The sequence below is a fragment of the Serratia sp. SCBI genome, assembly GCF_000747565.1.
GTDB lineage: Bacteria > Pseudomonadota > Gammaproteobacteria > Enterobacterales > Enterobacteriaceae > Serratia > Serratia ureilytica.
Window position 1 is genome coordinate 2,418,643 of record NZ_CP003424.1, and the last position, 14,851, is coordinate 2,433,493.

10 protein-coding genes are annotated in these 14,851 nt (G+C 57.6%); 3 read left to right on the top strand and 7 right to left on the bottom strand.

The window, feature by feature from the left end; translation table 11 throughout:
* The first annotated feature begins 88 nt into the window (after nt 1-88).
* Nucleotides 89-1,282 carry an MFS transporter gene (locus tag SERRSCBI_RS11360; protein WP_042784480.1) on the top strand — a complete coding sequence of 398 codons (1,194 nt, stop codon included), beginning with the start codon at nt 89-91 and terminating at the stop codon, nt 1,280-1,282.
* Nucleotides 1,283-1,312: 30 nt separating this feature from the next.
* Here the strand turns inward: SERRSCBI_RS11360 and SERRSCBI_RS11365 are convergent, their stop codons facing one another.
* From SERRSCBI_RS11365 to SERRSCBI_RS11395, 7 genes are all read right to left on the bottom strand, one after another.
* On the bottom strand, nt 1,313-2,125 hold the full coding sequence (locus tag SERRSCBI_RS11365) for a hypothetical protein (protein WP_042784482.1): 813 nt from the start codon (nt 2,123-2,125) through the stop codon (nt 1,313-1,315).
* 22 nt (nt 2,126-2,147) lie between these two features.
* The gene (locus tag SERRSCBI_RS11370) at nt 2,148-3,320 is read right to left on the bottom strand and encodes an MFS transporter (RefSeq protein WP_042784483.1); all 1,173 of its coding nucleotides are present in this window, start codon (nt 3,318-3,320) and stop codon (nt 2,148-2,150) included.
* Nucleotides 3,317-4,126 carry a hypothetical protein gene (locus SERRSCBI_RS11375; protein ID WP_042784484.1) on the bottom strand — a complete coding sequence of 270 codons (810 nt, stop codon included), beginning with the start codon at nt 4,124-4,126 and terminating at the stop codon, nt 3,317-3,319. Before SERRSCBI_RS11375 ends, SERRSCBI_RS11370 begins: the two co-directional genes overlap by 4 nt.
* A gap of 3 nt (nt 4,127-4,129) precedes the next feature.
* Nucleotides 4,130-5,578 (bottom strand): radical SAM protein, encoded by a 1,449-nt coding sequence (locus SERRSCBI_RS11380; protein ID WP_033643048.1) that lies wholly within the window; start codon nt 5,576-5,578, stop codon nt 4,130-4,132.
* Nucleotides 5,578-6,855, bottom strand: a complete 1,278-nt coding sequence (locus SERRSCBI_RS11385; RefSeq protein WP_042784486.1) for a glycosyltransferase family 2 protein — start codon at nt 6,853-6,855, stop codon at nt 5,578-5,580. The genes SERRSCBI_RS11380 and SERRSCBI_RS11385 overlap by 1 nt, the downstream gene beginning before the upstream one ends.
* A 76-nt stretch (nt 6,856-6,931) precedes the next feature.
* The gene (locus SERRSCBI_RS11390) at nt 6,932-8,308 is read right to left on the bottom strand and encodes a glycosyl transferase family 2 (protein ID WP_042784487.1); all 1,377 of its coding nucleotides are present in this window, start codon (nt 8,306-8,308) and stop codon (nt 6,932-6,934) included.
* Nucleotides 8,309-8,584: 276 nt separating this feature from the next.
* Nucleotides 8,585-10,690, bottom strand: coding sequence for a bifunctional diguanylate cyclase/phosphodiesterase (locus SERRSCBI_RS11395; RefSeq protein WP_033650416.1), 2,106 nt, complete (start codon nt 10,688-10,690; stop codon nt 8,585-8,587).
* Between the two features lie 817 nt (nt 10,691-11,507).
* Between SERRSCBI_RS11395 and SERRSCBI_RS25090 the strand changes: the two genes are divergently transcribed.
* Both SERRSCBI_RS25090 and SERRSCBI_RS11400 read left to right on the top strand, forming a co-directional pair.
* A complete protein-coding gene (locus SERRSCBI_RS25090) occupies nt 11,508-11,936 on the top strand; it encodes a hypothetical protein (RefSeq protein WP_232230775.1) in 429 nt (142 codons plus the stop codon).
* Nucleotides 11,825-14,644, top strand: a complete 2,820-nt coding sequence (locus SERRSCBI_RS11400; RefSeq protein ID WP_232230776.1) for an autotransporter domain-containing protein — start codon at nt 11,825-11,827, stop codon at nt 14,642-14,644. Before SERRSCBI_RS25090 ends, SERRSCBI_RS11400 begins: the two co-directional genes overlap by 112 nt.
* The last annotated feature ends 207 nt before the right edge of the window (nt 14,645-14,851 follow it).

A 14,851-nucleotide genomic window follows, 5' to 3' on the forward strand; every position in this document is an offset into this window, starting at 1 on the left:
CAGATCTGTGAACGAACAAAATCAACTAACCAATCTTGGAAAAATCATGAGGCGCCTCTGGCGGCGCTGAATCGATCGAGGATGAACCATGTCGTCGCGTTTCGCTACGTTGGGCCGCATACCGCGCGGCGTGTGGGTATTGGGTGGCGTGAGCCTGCTGATGGACGTTTCCTCGGAAATGATCCATAGCCTGTTGCCGCTGTTTATGGCGACGACGCTCGGCGCCAGCGTGATTGTCATCGGTCTGATCGAAGGGCTGGCGGAGGCGACGGCGTTGATCGTCAAGGTGTTCTCCGGCGTGCTCAGTGATTACCTCGGCAAACGCAAAGGACTGGCGCTGCTGGGCTACGGGTTGGGCGCCATCAGCAAACCGTTTTTCGCCATCGCGTCGTCGTCCGGCATGGTGATGAGCGCGCGCCTGCTGGATCGCGTGGGCAAAGGCATTCGCGGGGCGCCGCGTGATGCCCTGGTGGCCGACGTGACGCCGCCGGAAATTCGCGGCGCGGCTTTCGGGCTGCGCCAGTCGCTGGATACCGTCGGCGCCTTTTTAGGGCCGCTGCTGGCCGTCGGTCTGATGCTGCTGTGGCACAACGATTTTCGCGCCATCTTCTGGGTGGCGGCGATCCCGGCGGCGCTGGCGATTGCGCTGCTGTTTTTCGGCCTGAAAGAGCCGGCCGCCGCGATAACCCACAAGCGCACCAACCCGATCACTCGCGCCAACCTGCGGCTGCTGGGGCGCAACTATTGGTGGGTGGTGAGCATCGGCGCGATCTTCACGCTGGCGCGCTTCAGTGAAGCATTCCTGGTGTTGAAGGCGCAGCAGGGCGGCACGCCGCTGGCGCTGATCCCGCTGGTGATGGTCGCCATGAATCTGGTCTACGCCTGCTCGGCCTATCCGTTCGGAAAACTGTCCGACCGCATGAGCCATGAAGGATTGCTGAAAGCCGGGTTGCTGGTACTGATCGCCGCCGACCTGGTATTGGCGCTGAGCGATCATTGGGGCGGGGTGCTTTTTGGCGTCGCGCTGTGGGGCGTGCACATGGGCATGACCCAGGGGCTATTGGCGGCGATGGTGGCGCATACCGCGCCGGCGCATCTGCGCGGCACCGCGTTCGGCATGTTCAATCTGATCAGCGGCGTGGCGCTGCTGCTGGCGAGTCTCGGGGCCGGAACCCTGTGGGAGCTGTTCGGTTCCGCCTCCACCTTCTACGCCGGGGCGCTCATCTGCGTGGTGACGCTTATCGGCATGAAGCTGGCGCCGTTCGGCGAACGGCGGCCGTGAAAGCGGCGGCGCTCAACGCCGCCGCGCGGTTTACGCCGGATGGGCGTCATTCTCGTTGCCGCCAATCGCCAGGTAATCCGTGTAGATTTGCGGCGCGCCGGAGAACGACGCCAGTGTTTTCCACTCGTCGTACATGCGTTCGGTGTCCTGATGCTCGGCCACGAACCTGAGCGCTTGCTCGGTTGAGACATCGAGCTCCGGATGGAACGCGTTGAGCGACGCCAGACTTTCAATGATCAGCATCACCGCGTATTGGTCCAGCCGGTTGCCGCTCTGGCCCTTCAGCAGGTGAAACTTCCAGCCCGGGTAGTCTTCCACGCGGTGGATGTTGTCGGTAATGAACCGTTCAAACTGCTCGGGCGAGACGCCCGCTTTAAGCGCCAGGTTATGAATGCCGATGACACGCTGAATGCTTTCCTTCCCTGGTTCGCTGCGGTAATTGGGGCCGGGCGGCAATGAACTGCGGCTATTCTCGGCCACCAGACGGTAACAGGTGTAAAGGGTCGGCAGTTCGGCGAAGGTCGCGAAGGTTTTCCACTCCTCAATCAGCGCGGCGGCCTCCGGACGCTGCCGCCAAAAGGCGTGCGCCTCGTCGGTCAGCTCGCCGTTGCCGTCGATATAGCGCGCGTAGGTGGCGGCGTCTTTAGCCTGATAAACCATCAGGTACTGATTTTCACGCTCGCCGCGCAGGCCGCGCAGCAGCGTCCATCGCCAGCCGGGATAGGCCGGGATGGCGACGCCTTTATGGCGAACGAACGCTTCGAAACGATCCGAGGCGACGCCCCGTTTCAGGTTGATTCCCACGTAGTGCAGGGAGAAAACCGGCGTGGTTGATGCATGCATTAAACGATCCTCGCAAGTTAAGTTAGTGAGATGTGTTCGTCACGGCTTTGGCGCTGATGCTGACCAGCAACAGGCACAGCAACGTGCAGCCGAAAGCCAGGGCCAGGCTGGTGTAATTGGCGATAAAACCGATCAGCGCCGGGCCGGTTAATAAGCCGAGATAGCCGACCAGCGTCACGGCCGGAAACGCCTGGCCGGGCGGCACCTGTTTTTGATTGCCGACGGCGTTGAACAGAATGGGAACGATGTTGGCGATGCCCAGGCCGGCGAGCATCAACCCGCCAAAGGCGGCCGATGCCAGAGGGACGGTGACGGTCAACAGCACGCCTGCCGCGGCGCACAGGCTGCCGAGTAGCAGAGTGCGGAAGCGCCCGACGGCGCCGATCAGCCTGTCGCCATACAGCCGCCCGCAGGCCACGGCGACGGCGTACAGCGTGAACCCGATCCCCGCCTGCGATTTGGCCACGCCGCGCTCGGCACGCAGGAATAATGCCGACCAGTCGAGCATCGCCCCCTCGGTCAGGAACACGAAGAAACAGAGCAGGGCGATAAACAGGATCTTGCCGTGGGCCAGCGCCCACCGCGCGCCGCCCCGTCCCCGCTCGCCGATGCCGCCGTGCGCCAGTAAATCGCCGGCGACGATCAGCAGCAGGATCGCGATGAGGAGGGCGATCAGGCCGATGGCCTGGGCCGGGGCGAGGCCCGCCAGCAGCAACAGACTGACGCCGCCGGCGCCGGCAATGCCGCCAAGGCTGTAGAAGCCATGAAAGCCGGACATTTTCGCCTGGCCGCTCTCCCGCTCGACGATTATCGCCTGTGAGTTCATCGCCACATCCATGATGCCGTTGACGGCGCCAAATACCCCCAATGCCGCCCCCATCAACAGCGACTCATCGAGTAACGCCAACAGCGGCAAGTCGACGCACAGCAAGGCGCCAGCGCCCAGCAACACGGCGCGGCACCCCAGTTTGGCGATCAGATACCCGGCGAAGGGCATGATCGCCATGGAGCCGGCGGCGAGGCAAAACAGCAGCAAACCGAGCGCGCCGTCATCGATGCCCAATCGCGCTTTCACGAAAGGGATCAACGGCGCCCAGGCGGCCATGCCCAACCCGGCGAGGAAGAAGATCGCTCGGGTGGCGATTTGCCGGCGCTGATTCTCTGCGGCCTCGCCGGTTAGCCAAGGCAGCATCATGACGATCGGCTCTGCGCGACGGACAGATAATCGGTATAAATCTGCGGTGAACCGGAAAATGACGCCAGTTGCTTCCACTCTTCATACATTTGCTTGGTGTCGCGATGCGCTTTGGCGAAGGTTGCCGCTTCGGCGGTGGCGATATCGGGCTCCGGATAGAACACGTCCAGCGCCGCCAGGCTGACGATTTCCATCATCACCGCGTACTGATCGAGCCGATTGCCGCGCTCTCCCTTCAGCAAGTGAAACTTCCAGCCCGGATAATCCTCAATGCGATGGTGATTTTCGGCGATAAAGCGTTCGAATTGCGCCGGGGTCACGCCTTCGCGCAGCGCCAGATTGTGGATGCCGATAATGCGCGCCGCGGGCGGTTCGCCCGGCCGTTCCCGGTAGCGCGGGCCGGGCGGCACGTCGCTTTTTCTGTTCTCAGCCAGCAGGCGATAATCGCTGAACAGCGTCGGCAGCAGGCTGTAGGTGCCCAGTTTTCGCCACTCGACGAGGATTTCCTGCGCGGCGGCATGCCGCCGCCAGAATTCGTGCGCGTGCGCCGTTCGCTGCCCGGTGGCGGTGACGTAACGATCGCGCTGCTCGGCGCTGTCAATCTCGTACAGCATCAGGTATTGCCCGACGCGTTCGCCGCGCAGGCCGCGCAGCAACGTCCAGCGCCAGCCGGGATAACAGGGGATATGCACGCCTTGTTCGCGCACGAAGGTTTCAAACTGTTGTGGCGTGACGCCGGCTTCGGTATCGATGCCGATGTAATAGAAGCTGAATACCGGTTTGGGATCGGAGACTGTCGTCGTCATCTTTCACTCCTGATTGGCGAATGCGGCGGAAAATTGGGTATTGATAATGGCTTCGACCAGCGTGACGCCGATGGGCGTGAGCGTCACGCACGGACCATCGACGGTGACCAGCGCTTTATCCACCAGGGTTTTCAACGTGCGGCGGATGACCGGGTTAGCAAACAGGCTGTTGCCGTCAAAGCGCCGTTTAAACACCCGATCGTCCACCGGCAGCAAGGTGGAGAGCGCCATTTTGAAGGCGTTCACTTCACGCTGGATCGGGGAGAAACCGCGGCTTTCCTCGATGGGCAGGCGGTCTTGGTTGAGCGCCTCCTTGTACTTCTTGTAACCGGTGATGTTGATGGCTTCGGATCGCGTCGATTTGGAGCTGCCGCCCAAACCGATCGCCACTTCCGGATACTGCTTGTCGAGATCGGTGATGAGCGCTTTCCACTTTTCCGGCTGTTGATCATTGCGGTGAAAGTACATGGTGGGGTGTTCGGTATAGCCGCCATTCAGGTAGTTCTCGACCAGCTCGCGCATTTGGTACTGTTTGCCCAGGCCAGGGAAGCGCAGGTTGTTGATGCTGATCAGCCCCTTCTTCTGCCACAGGCTTTCGCGCTCGCCCGAGACGCCGGTGCGATTTTTAATAAACTCATCCATGTGCAGCTTGGTGCAGACGACGTGCGACAGATTCAGCTCGAGGGTTTTTTCCATGTCGTATTTCACGTCGTCCACGCTTTGGCCCAGCATGCCGTAAATGAGATCCACGCTGACCCAATCAATGCCGAGCGCGCGCGCATGATGAATGGTCTCCACGCACTCTTCGGCCGAGTGCATGCGCCCGCAGGCGGTGATGATGTCGTCATTGAAGGATTGGGTGCCGAAACTGATTTTGCTGAAGCCGAGCTCTTTCAGCAGCGCCAGATAGGCTTTGTTCAGGGTGCCGGGCTCCCCTTCGAAGCGCAGGGTGGCGTTGGTGAAGTTAAAGTGGCTGAAGTAGAAGGCCATCATGCGGCGCAGTTCCGGCTCCGGCAGCAAGGACGGCGTGCCGCCAAAGACGTTGAATTCGCCGATTTCCACTTCGGCCAGGCTGGGCACGCGCGCCAGCCACATTTGCGCCTCCTTGATGTTGAAATCGACCAAATCGCGGAATACCGCCTGAGAGGCGGGCGCCTTGGGATTGAGGATCACCGTGGGATACTGACAAAAATGGCAGCGATAGCGGCAGGTCGGGATATAGGCCCAAAGGTGGATTTTGCCCGCCTGGCGAATGTCGGCCTCCATATCGGCAAAAAACGCGGCCAGCGGGTAGTCGACGAGATCGCCGGGGAACACGTGACAGCCGAACGGATCCTTATGGACGTACTCCAGAAAGGCCCGGTTTTCCGGTTGCGCCAGGAACGCGTTCACCCGCGGCGTGGGATAGTTTTCATCGATATCCAGCAATGAGTGCAAGGCTTCGTCGTTCATCAGAATACCCCTCCGTTGCCGAAATAGTTGTGGGCTTCGCCGGACTCGCGGTCTTCACAGAAGTAATAAACAAAGCGGGTGAAATCCTCGTCTTTGACCGTATCGAAGCAGGCCGGCAATGCGGGCGGGAAGCCGATATCGTCACCGACGGCGCGCCGCATGGCGGCAAACAGCGCATCGCGAAATTCGAGGTAGAGCCGATAGGCGGGGGTTTTGTAGGCATGGATCGGTTTGAAATCGATGATGCGCATCTCGTGTTTCAGCTCGTGAATGCGGCGGTAGAGGCTGTCGGCCAGCGGACCGGAGAAGAAATCGCGCACTTCGCTGTTTTCCAACAGCAGATACGGATTGAGCAGCACCGGCAGTAAGATATTCTTTGGCGTGTAGTCCTTGACCGAGTAGTCCCAGGCCTGTTTCGCCTCTGCCGGCGTGGCGTCCGCCAGCGCGGTTTTCTGCCGCTCAACGTCCGGCCGGACGTCTTTCATGATAATGATGCCGTCCTTGCCGTAGGCGATGCCGTTGATCACCTCATCGAGAATGGTGTCCACCCGGCGGCTGTTGATCTCAACGTAAGCATGGCGAGCGTAAACCGGCTTGCCGCCGTAGGCGATGACCTTAATGCCGAAGTCCCAGTCGTCGGACAGGTGTTCGACAAAGCGGCCATGGTTGAGCTGGTAGAAGATTTCGATGCCGCCTACCGCGTCATACAGGCTGCGCTCCACCCCGAACCCTTTGCCGTCGGGGAAGCCGCCGAACAGGGAGAACGAAAATTCGCGCAGACGCAGCGTTTTTTGGATCTCGCGGAACAGGTTGGGGCGGTGCTCAAACTCTGCGGGAGGGTAGTAATAGTTGCAGGTGCCCAGGTCGCCTTGTTGCTCGATCATGGTATTCACCAGCTCGTAAAGCCAAAATGCATCCACGGTGCAATCGGCATCGGCGGAAACGATATAGTGCTTGCGTTTATTTCCCAGCCGGCTGTCGCGGGCTTTAGAACGCAGCGACGCATAGTCCATGCCGCGTTTTCTGGCCGAGGAGACACCCTGCACCGTTTCGGCGATAACATGAATGGCCATAGCCGGATGCCTTTCACTAAACGCGTTTATTTTAGCGACGGAATCATCGGTGGAGTTGTTATCAACGACAATCAGTTCGTAAGTGTCGTGGGTGATTAATTCATTCTTGGTGTGCTGATTGAACAGCGAAAGTAAAACCGCCTCAATACGGTCGCTTTCATTATAAACGGGCAGTACGACAGACACAAAAACAGTATCACGCATAGATCCTCCAAGGGCTAATGAAAGTCCACAGTTAGAAATGGTTTGTCTGAAAATTAAATGTCACGTCATTCGATGATTAGCTGATATTTAAGAACTCCATGACGTTGTTGGATAAAATCCGCTTGCCCAGCGCGTAATTCTTTTCCGCCACGCGCTTCATCTTCTCCTTGTTATTAATGAACCGGTAGACTTGCTGGATGAATTCGTCGTTCGGCGGCCCATCCTGTAACTCGGAGATCGGCATGACGGGCGCTTCAAACCCATGCCGGCCGTAGACTTCGTGATAATATTCGTAGCGAGTGGTGATATAGCAACGGCGGCAACTGATCGCTTCGCCGATAGGATTGCCATAGCTATCATAATCATACGAGGTGAGAAAAGAGACCAGGTCGCAAGAGTGATAGAGATCCTCTATGCAAAACGCGTCGTTTTCCGAGCGCATATCGACATGGGGAAGCATGCCGACGAATTTGACATAGGGGAGAACATTCAGTTCCTGCGCCAATTTGGCGAGTTGCAGATAACATGACGGATTTTCATATTCATTGCCGGCGATCGCCAAATAGGCGCGTCGAGTGTTGTGGTCGCGGATAAATAAATCGTTAAGCCGGCTGATCAGTATAATATCGCGGTCCAATCTTTTCTGAGGGATGATGCGGGTGGTTCTGGCAATGAGAAGATCATTGTCGCGAATATTCATCTGCTTTCTGACATTCGTTCTTTCGTGACTGTCCGAGAAGTCATAGGTATTTTTCTTTACCTCGACATGGACATCATGATTGCACCAGGCCTCCAGCTTTTGCTTCAGATCGTGATTGAGCGTGACATAGGTAATGTATTTTGAAGGGATAGGTTTGATGGCGTGAGAATAAGGTGGCGGGCCGTATTTGAGCACCTTCTTTTCGCTGTTCCACATCAGGTCATGATCGCGCCAGATGACGAAACGCGTCAGTCGATAACGTCGGCCATAATCTTCGATCGCCAGATACAGCGCTTTGGTATAGATGATGTTTTCCGGCAGCGTGCCGTTTTCCACCACCACATGGCTGATTGCGAGCGCTTCCCATTGGGCGATGAGGCGATCCGCCAGCTGCCGCGCCGTCAACGCGATGGTATGCAACAAAGCGGCTTTTTCTTGCTCGTCAATGGGCGTTTTCTGGCCGATCAACGCCGCGTGCGCGTACTCGAGAAAGGCGGGGTGGTAATCTGGAATCGACGTGATGTCGTCCAGGCGGACCAGCGTAAAGACATCGCGGTAGATGTCATGCTCATGCTGATAGGGTTTATTAAAGTTTCCCTTATCAATCTTGATGTCGTATCCCAAATCAAGATAAGAGCGAAATCCACAGGCTTGCAGTCGTTTGGCAATCTTCATTGCTTCCACCGTGATCCCCGAGACCGAGACGGCATCGAACGAAATGAACATTGCATTCTTCTCTTGCCTTTCGTGCATCGCAGTACCTCCTGCTATTATTTGTAGTGCATTGATTTAAATTAACTATTTCTTAACAAGTCTCCGGTAACGTTCCCAATTGAGTGGAAAAAGAATCGTTTTGACGCTCTGGAATACACTCAAATCTGACAGAACGGAAGCTTAACCGTTCAAAAATGTAAAGATACGTTTATGCTTTGTGAGGGCTCTCACAAATATTCCGGTGCGGGAGGCGTGAAACAAGCAGAGGAAAAGAGGGGGATCAAGCCCCCCGAATGTGGGGCATGCGATGCCGATTTAACGATTCGCCGTGCCGCCTTCGGCAGGCTGAAGTATCGCCTGCAGCAGCGTCGGCACCTGCTGGGATCCCACCGCCGGGCTGAACAAAAACCCCTGGCCGATATGGAAACCGGCTTCGCACAGCGTTTGGCGCTGCTGCTCGGTTTCCACGCCTTCGGCGATGATATCGATCGACAGCTTTTGACCGAGAATGCCGATGCTTTCCACGATCGCCAGGATCGCCGGTTCGGTGTTCATGCGTTGAATGAAGTCGCAGTCCAGCTTAATGCAGTCCAGCGGGTAGTCCATGATATGGCTGAACGAGGAGTGGCCAGTGCCGAAGTCGTCCAGCGCGATACGGATACCCATCTCTTTGAGCATGTGCAGCGCGCGCAGTACGTATTTCGAACCGTGCTTGTTGAACGCGTGTTCGGTCACTTCCAGTTCGATCAGGTGGTGGGGAATGTGGAACTTCAGCAGGCGTTGCAGGAAGGTTTCGGCGTAGTTGTCGCGTAAAAACTCGATCGGCGACACGTTCAGCGAAACGGGCCGCACCGCCACGCCGGCCGCGCGCCAGCGGGCGATATCGGCGAAGACTTTCAGCTGCATGGCTTCGCTGATTTTGGTCGCCAGTTCATAGTCGTTGAAGGCCTCGCTGACCGTCGCCGGCAGCTGTATGCCGTTTTGCGGGCAATGCCAGCGCAGCAGCGCTTCGAAGCCGACGATGCTGCCGTCGGCGAGGCTGACCTTCGGCTGGTAGTTGGGGCGAATGCAATTATCGCGCACGATCTGGCGCGCGTAGTTGAGCTGACTGGCGCGGGCGCGGGCTTTGTCCATCATCTTGCTGTCGAACATGTAGACGCCGCCGCGGCCGCCTTCTTTCAGTTCATACAGCGCGGTATCGGCGCACTTCATCAGCTCTGACGCATCGCGGGCATCTTTGGGATAGATGGCGCCACCGATGCTCATGCCGCAATGCAACGTCTTGCCGCCGTGGGTGATCGGCGTCTCCAGCTGCAGCAGAAACTTGTTGGCGATGCGGAAAATATCCTGCTCGTTTTCGACGTCGCTGATCACGACGGCGAACTCGTCGCCGCCGAGGCGAGAGACGAACGAATGAGTATTCATGCAGGCGCTGAGCCTTTTGCCCAGCACCCGCAGCAGATGATCGCCCGCCGCGTGGCCCAGCGTATCGTTCACCAGTTTAAAATGGTCAAGATCCAGCAGCATCAGCCCGAGCGACTTGTTGCCGTGCAGGGCGCGCTTCATCTCTTGCTTCAGCTTTTTCTTGAAGAGGCGCCGGTTGGGCAGGCCGGTCAGTTCGTCATACTCGCTGGCAAGCAGCAGGCGTTGCTCCATCACGCGCTGCGACGTCACATCCCGTGAGACGCACAAGATCTCGGCCACGGCGCCGTGCTCATCGCTGACGGGAGAGAGGATGTTGTCCCAATGCTGTTTTTTGCCCTGCGGCGTCACGCTCAATCCCGCGAAACGCGCATTCTTACCGGCTTTGACGCTGCGCAACGCTTTGCTGCCGCGGCGGCGAACTTCGGGCGACAACAGCCCCAGCCAGGGCATGCCAAACTCTTTTTGCGCCGGATCGAGGCCGAGCGCCAGGCTGCCGGAGCGGTTCATGTGGCGCAGCGTGCCGTCGCGATTGATCACTTTGATGCAGTCAACGCTGGCGTCCAGCATGTCTTGCTGGATAGAGAGCGCCTGAACGTTTTGCTGGCGTTGCAGCATTTGCGGATGGATGTCGGTAGCGGTGAGGTACCAGCTGGGCTCCAGCGCCTTGCCGTCCTGGCGGGCGTTAAACGCCAGCATAAACCACCGGTAGGCGCCGCTGCGCTCGCGCAGACGGGCTTCGCCGGCGAACGAGGAGAGGGCAACGATGGCCTGGCGCCATTGCGCGGCCAGGCGTTCGCGATCGTCAGGGTGCAGGGCCTCGAGCCAGTCTGCGGCGCCGTGCTCACCGGCGATTGCGCCGGTATAGTCGCGCCACTGCTTGTTGAAGTAACCGCCAAGGCGGTTGCCGAAGCAGATCAGACCCGGCAAGTCGTCTACGATTTCGCTGTAGAGGTCGATCGGATTTTTGTTATTGGTCTGCTCGGGCAACAGGCTCATGCGGTATTTCCTCGGAAAATTACCCATATTCTTGCTCTATAGCAGAGCCTCTTTCAATATAGTCTTGCCAATGAAAATGGGAATAGCCAGCGGGCGCGGCTAAAAATCGGCCTGGTAGCATGAAATAGATTACGCAAGAACGCATTAGGAATACTCCTGTTATTTATAAGCCCCTCTTATATTGCATCGAAAAATAAGTGCTCCGACCAGGCGGTTTAATAACCGCAAAAAAGTAATCAAACCTGATGTTTCTTTTTGAGGAAATGTTCAGTCTTTCTGCTGCTCTTTCACTCGTCATACCGCCTCTCTTATGCATCATGACTGACAAAATCCGCATGCCGGGCGGTAAAAAGTGCCATGTTATGCCCGGCTCAGCGGTGGCCGACGTACCTGTCGCCGACGTTTGCGGTGAAAGTTATGATGCAAATCAAGAAATGTTTTGTTTCATCTGTTGACACTTTACTTACGTATAAGATAGCCTCGCGAATGAAAATCATTAACAAAACTGGATAATTAAGCGAGATGCACTCACAGCCTGATTCTCGCGCTTCGGCCGGATGGCCGAGCCGTGCCGGTATAACGGCGCCGGGTTTATCGCCGGCAAACGTACATTCGCCACCTGTCTGCACTTCTGCGCCCTAAGCGTATGGCGTGGTGACATCTTCATGTCCGCACGCCCGAATTTTTATCACTCAGCCGGTTTTATGCGGCCCGCGTCGGGCAGGCATGCGTTATCTGTCGTTTCACGATCATAGGAGGTTTCAGCGCGGTTAAAACGTCAGTTTTCTTCTGGGTATAAATAAACATGGAGCGTAAAATGATACTTAATAAAAAATTGAAGTTAGCGTATTGCGTGTTTCTGGGGTGTTATGGCTTATCTCTTCATTCATCTCTTGCCGCTTATCGGGAACCAGGGCAATTAGGTTCACCCGACAGTTGGAAAACCGAAGAATTTAATCGCCAATGGGGGCTTGAGGCTATTTCCGCTGAGTTCGCCTATGCCAGAGGCTATACCGGAAAGGGCGTGACTATTGGCGTTATTGATGATGCCATTCTCTCTCATCCGGAATTCGCCGGTAAACTGACGCGGCTGGATAACGGCAGCTATAATTTCTCGTATGATAACAAGATAATATGTCATTCGGCACGCATGGCACGCATGTCGCCGGTATTGCAGCCGCCAAAAGAGATGGCTCCGGTATGCATGGCGTCGCCTACGACGCGGACATTATCGGCGCCAAGTTGAACGACTTCGGCAATCGCAACGGCCGCGAAGAACTGATCCAGAGCCCAGCCCGGGTTATCAATAACAGCTGGGGGATCCCACCGGCGGTCAGAAAGGATGCCAATGGCAACACCATTTGGCTGCCGAACGGGCGGCCTGACTATGTGGCGTGGGTGAAAACCGACGTCATCAATGAAGTGATGCGCAATAAGTCCAACCTGGAATGGGGCAGCGAGCAACCCGTGCCCACCGGCGGGCACAGCGCCATGGCGACGCTGCTGCGCGCCGCCAAGCATGGCAAGCTGATCGTTTTCTCGGCAGGCAATTACAATAACTACAATATTCCTGAGGCGCAAAAGTCACTTCCCTATGCTTTCCCTGAGGTATTAAACAATTATCTGATCGTGACCAATCTGAGTAATAACGATAAGTTAAGCGTTTCCTCAACCAGCTGCGGACATACGGCCAGTTTTTGCGTGTCAGCGCCGGGCAGCAGTATTTACAGCAGCGTAGGAGAGCTGGTTTCCAACACCGGCGGGGCGGTGAATCGCGAAGCCTATAATAAGGGCGAGCTGACGGTTAAACCCGATTACGGAAATATGTCGGGCACCTCAATGGCGGCGCCGCACGTCACCGGATTTGCCGCCGTATTGATGCAGCGCTTCCCTTATATGAGCGCCGCTCAAATATCCGCGGTCATCAAAACCACCGCCACCGATTTAGGCGAGGCCGGCATTGATCATTTATTCGGCTGGGGCCGCGTCAATTTACGCGATGCGATCAACGGGCCGAAGATGTTTATCACCCAAGAGGATATTCCGCAGGAATTCTATGTGCCGGGTTCCTACAGTGAAAAACAGTTTGTGGTGAATATCCCCGGTCTGGGGAATATCGTCGAAGCCGGAACCCCGGTTGAGCGGCGTTGCACGTCGGGCGAATGCGACTTCGATTCGTGGAGCAATGACATCCGCGGCCACGGCGGGTTGACCAAAACGGGCGCCGGTACGCTGGCGCTGTTGGGCAATAATACTTACAGCGGTGACACCTGGGTGAAACAGGGCGTGCTGGCGATCAACGGTTCGGTGGCGTCCAATGTCTATATCGAAAATAGCGGCACGCTGGCCGGCGACGGCACGGTGGGGGCGTTCAGAGCGGTTCGGGGCGGCAGCGTGACGCCGGGAAATGGCATCGGTACGCTGCACGTGTTGCATGACGCCGTGTTTGATCGCGGTTCGCAGTATAACGTCGAGGTCGCAGACAATGGCCGCAGCGATAAAATCGAAGCGCGGCGCGCTTTCCTCTACGGCGGCAGTGTGAACGTCAGCCTGGAGCATAGCAAAAACCTGCTGTCGCAAAATGAGGCGCAAAGCCTGCTGGGCAACAAATACACCATCCTGACGACGACGGATGGCGTGACCGGCCGCTTCGAAAACGCCAATCCTTCGTATCCGTTTGTCAATGTGACGCTGGACTATCAGGGCAATGACGTTGGCCTTGGGATCACGCGCACCGCCGCCCGTTTTGACAGCCTGGCCAGCACCGAAAACGAGAAAGCGGTCGCCCGCGCGGTGGAAACGCTCAACGCCACGGAACCGGTCACGGAAACGGCCAAACGCAGCGTCGCGGCGCCTACCGCTGAAGCGCTAACCGCACTGCAGGGCGTTGAAGGCGAGGCGACAGCCGTTACCGAAGCGACCAGCCCCGTGGCCGGCCATCCGGTTTATGAAAGCTTCCTCGGCTTCACTTCGGCCAGAGAATTGCAGCAGGCGACCCGTCAACTGTCCGGCCAGATCCACGCGGATATGGCTTCCGCCCAGATCAACGAAAGCCGTAATCTGCGCGATACCGCCACCGAGCGCTTGCGCCAGGCTGAAGGCCGCCGCACCGCTTCCGATATCAAAGCGGATGATAATGGCGCCTGGGCGAAACTGCTGGGCAATTGGGGGCATGCTTCCGGCAACAACAACGCCACCGGTTACCAGACATCCACCTATGGCGTGCTGTTGGGTCTGGACAGTGAACTGTTTGACGACGGCCGGCTGGGCGTGATGACCGGGTATACCCGCACGTCGCTGGATGGCGGCTATCAGTCAGATGCTCACAGCGACAACTACCATCTGGGGCTGTACGGCGACAAACGTTTCGGCGCGTTGGCGCTGCGAGCGGGTGGCACCTATACCTGGCATCGCATCGACACGTCGCGCTCGGTAAACTACGGCGCGCAGGCGGATCGCGAAAAGGCCCGCTATAACGCGCGCACCGGTCAGCTGTTTATCGAAAGCGGTTACGATTGGAGCAACGACGTGGTCAATCTTGAGCCGTTCGCCAACCTGGCGTACACCCACTATCGCAACGAGGGGATCAACGAGCAAGGCGGGGCGGCGGCGCTGCGCGGCGATAAGCAAAGTCAGTCCGCCACCGCTTCGACGCTGGGCCTGCGCGCCGATACGCAATGGCAGACCGACAGCGTGGCGATCGCGCTGCGCGGCGAGCTGGGTTGGCAACATCAGTACGGCACGCTGGAGCGTAAAACACAGCTGATGTTCAAACGCAGCGATGCGGCGTTCGACGTGAACAGCGTCCCCGTTTCCCGTGACGGGGCGGTTCTGAAGGCGGGCGTCGATGTTTGGGTTAACAAAAACGCCGTGTTGTCCCTCGGTTACGGCGGGCAATTGTCGTCCAACCATCAGGACAACAGCGTCAATGCCGGTCTGACCTGGCGCTTCTGATAGCCGTTGATCCGTTTCACGCTACTCAGCCCCCATCGCAACGATGGGGGTTTTTTATGGGGCGCGCGGAAGCGACAGGCCGGGCGGCGGTGTCTTCACAGGATAAAGGCGCGTTAGAACAGGATGTTTCTAATGAAAAGAGGAAAAGGCATGAAAATGAAACGGATGGTTAATATTCTGCTGTTCAGGCAATAAACCCAAAAAAAA

Bases quoted from the DNA above. Each gene is read 5' to 3' on its own strand.
- SERRSCBI_RS11385 (WP_042784486.1), bottom strand. From the start codon at position 6,855: ATGCGTGATACTGTTTTTGTGTCTGTCGTACTGCCCGTTTATAATGAA.
- SERRSCBI_RS11360 (WP_042784480.1), top strand. From the start codon at position 89: ATGTCGTCGCGTTTCGCTACGTTGGGCCGCATACCGCGCGGCGTGTGG.
- SERRSCBI_RS11380 (WP_033643048.1), bottom strand. From the start codon at position 5,578: ATGAACGACGAAGCCTTGCACTCATTGCTGGATATCGATGAAAACTAT.
- SERRSCBI_RS11370 (WP_042784483.1), bottom strand. From the start codon at position 3,320: ATGATGCTGCCTTGGCTAACCGGCGAGGCCGCAGAGAATCAGCGCCGG.
- SERRSCBI_RS11390 (WP_042784487.1), bottom strand. From the start codon at position 8,308: ATGCACGAAAGGCAAGAGAAGAATGCAATGTTCATTTCGTTCGATGCC.
- SERRSCBI_RS11395 (WP_033650416.1), bottom strand. From the start codon at position 10,690: ATGAGCCTGTTGCCCGAGCAGACCAATAACAAAAATCCGATCGACCTC.
- SERRSCBI_RS11365 (WP_042784482.1), bottom strand. From the start codon at position 2,125: ATGCATGCATCAACCACGCCGGTTTTCTCCCTGCACTACGTGGGAATC.
- SERRSCBI_RS25090 (WP_232230775.1), top strand. From the start codon at position 11,508: ATGATACTTAATAAAAAATTGAAGTTAGCGTATTGCGTGTTTCTGGGG.
- SERRSCBI_RS11400 (WP_232230776.1), top strand. From the start codon at position 11,825: ATGTCATTCGGCACGCATGGCACGCATGTCGCCGGTATTGCAGCCGCC.
- SERRSCBI_RS11375 (WP_042784484.1), bottom strand. From the start codon at position 4,126: ATGACGACGACAGTCTCCGATCCCAAACCGGTATTCAGCTTCTATTAC.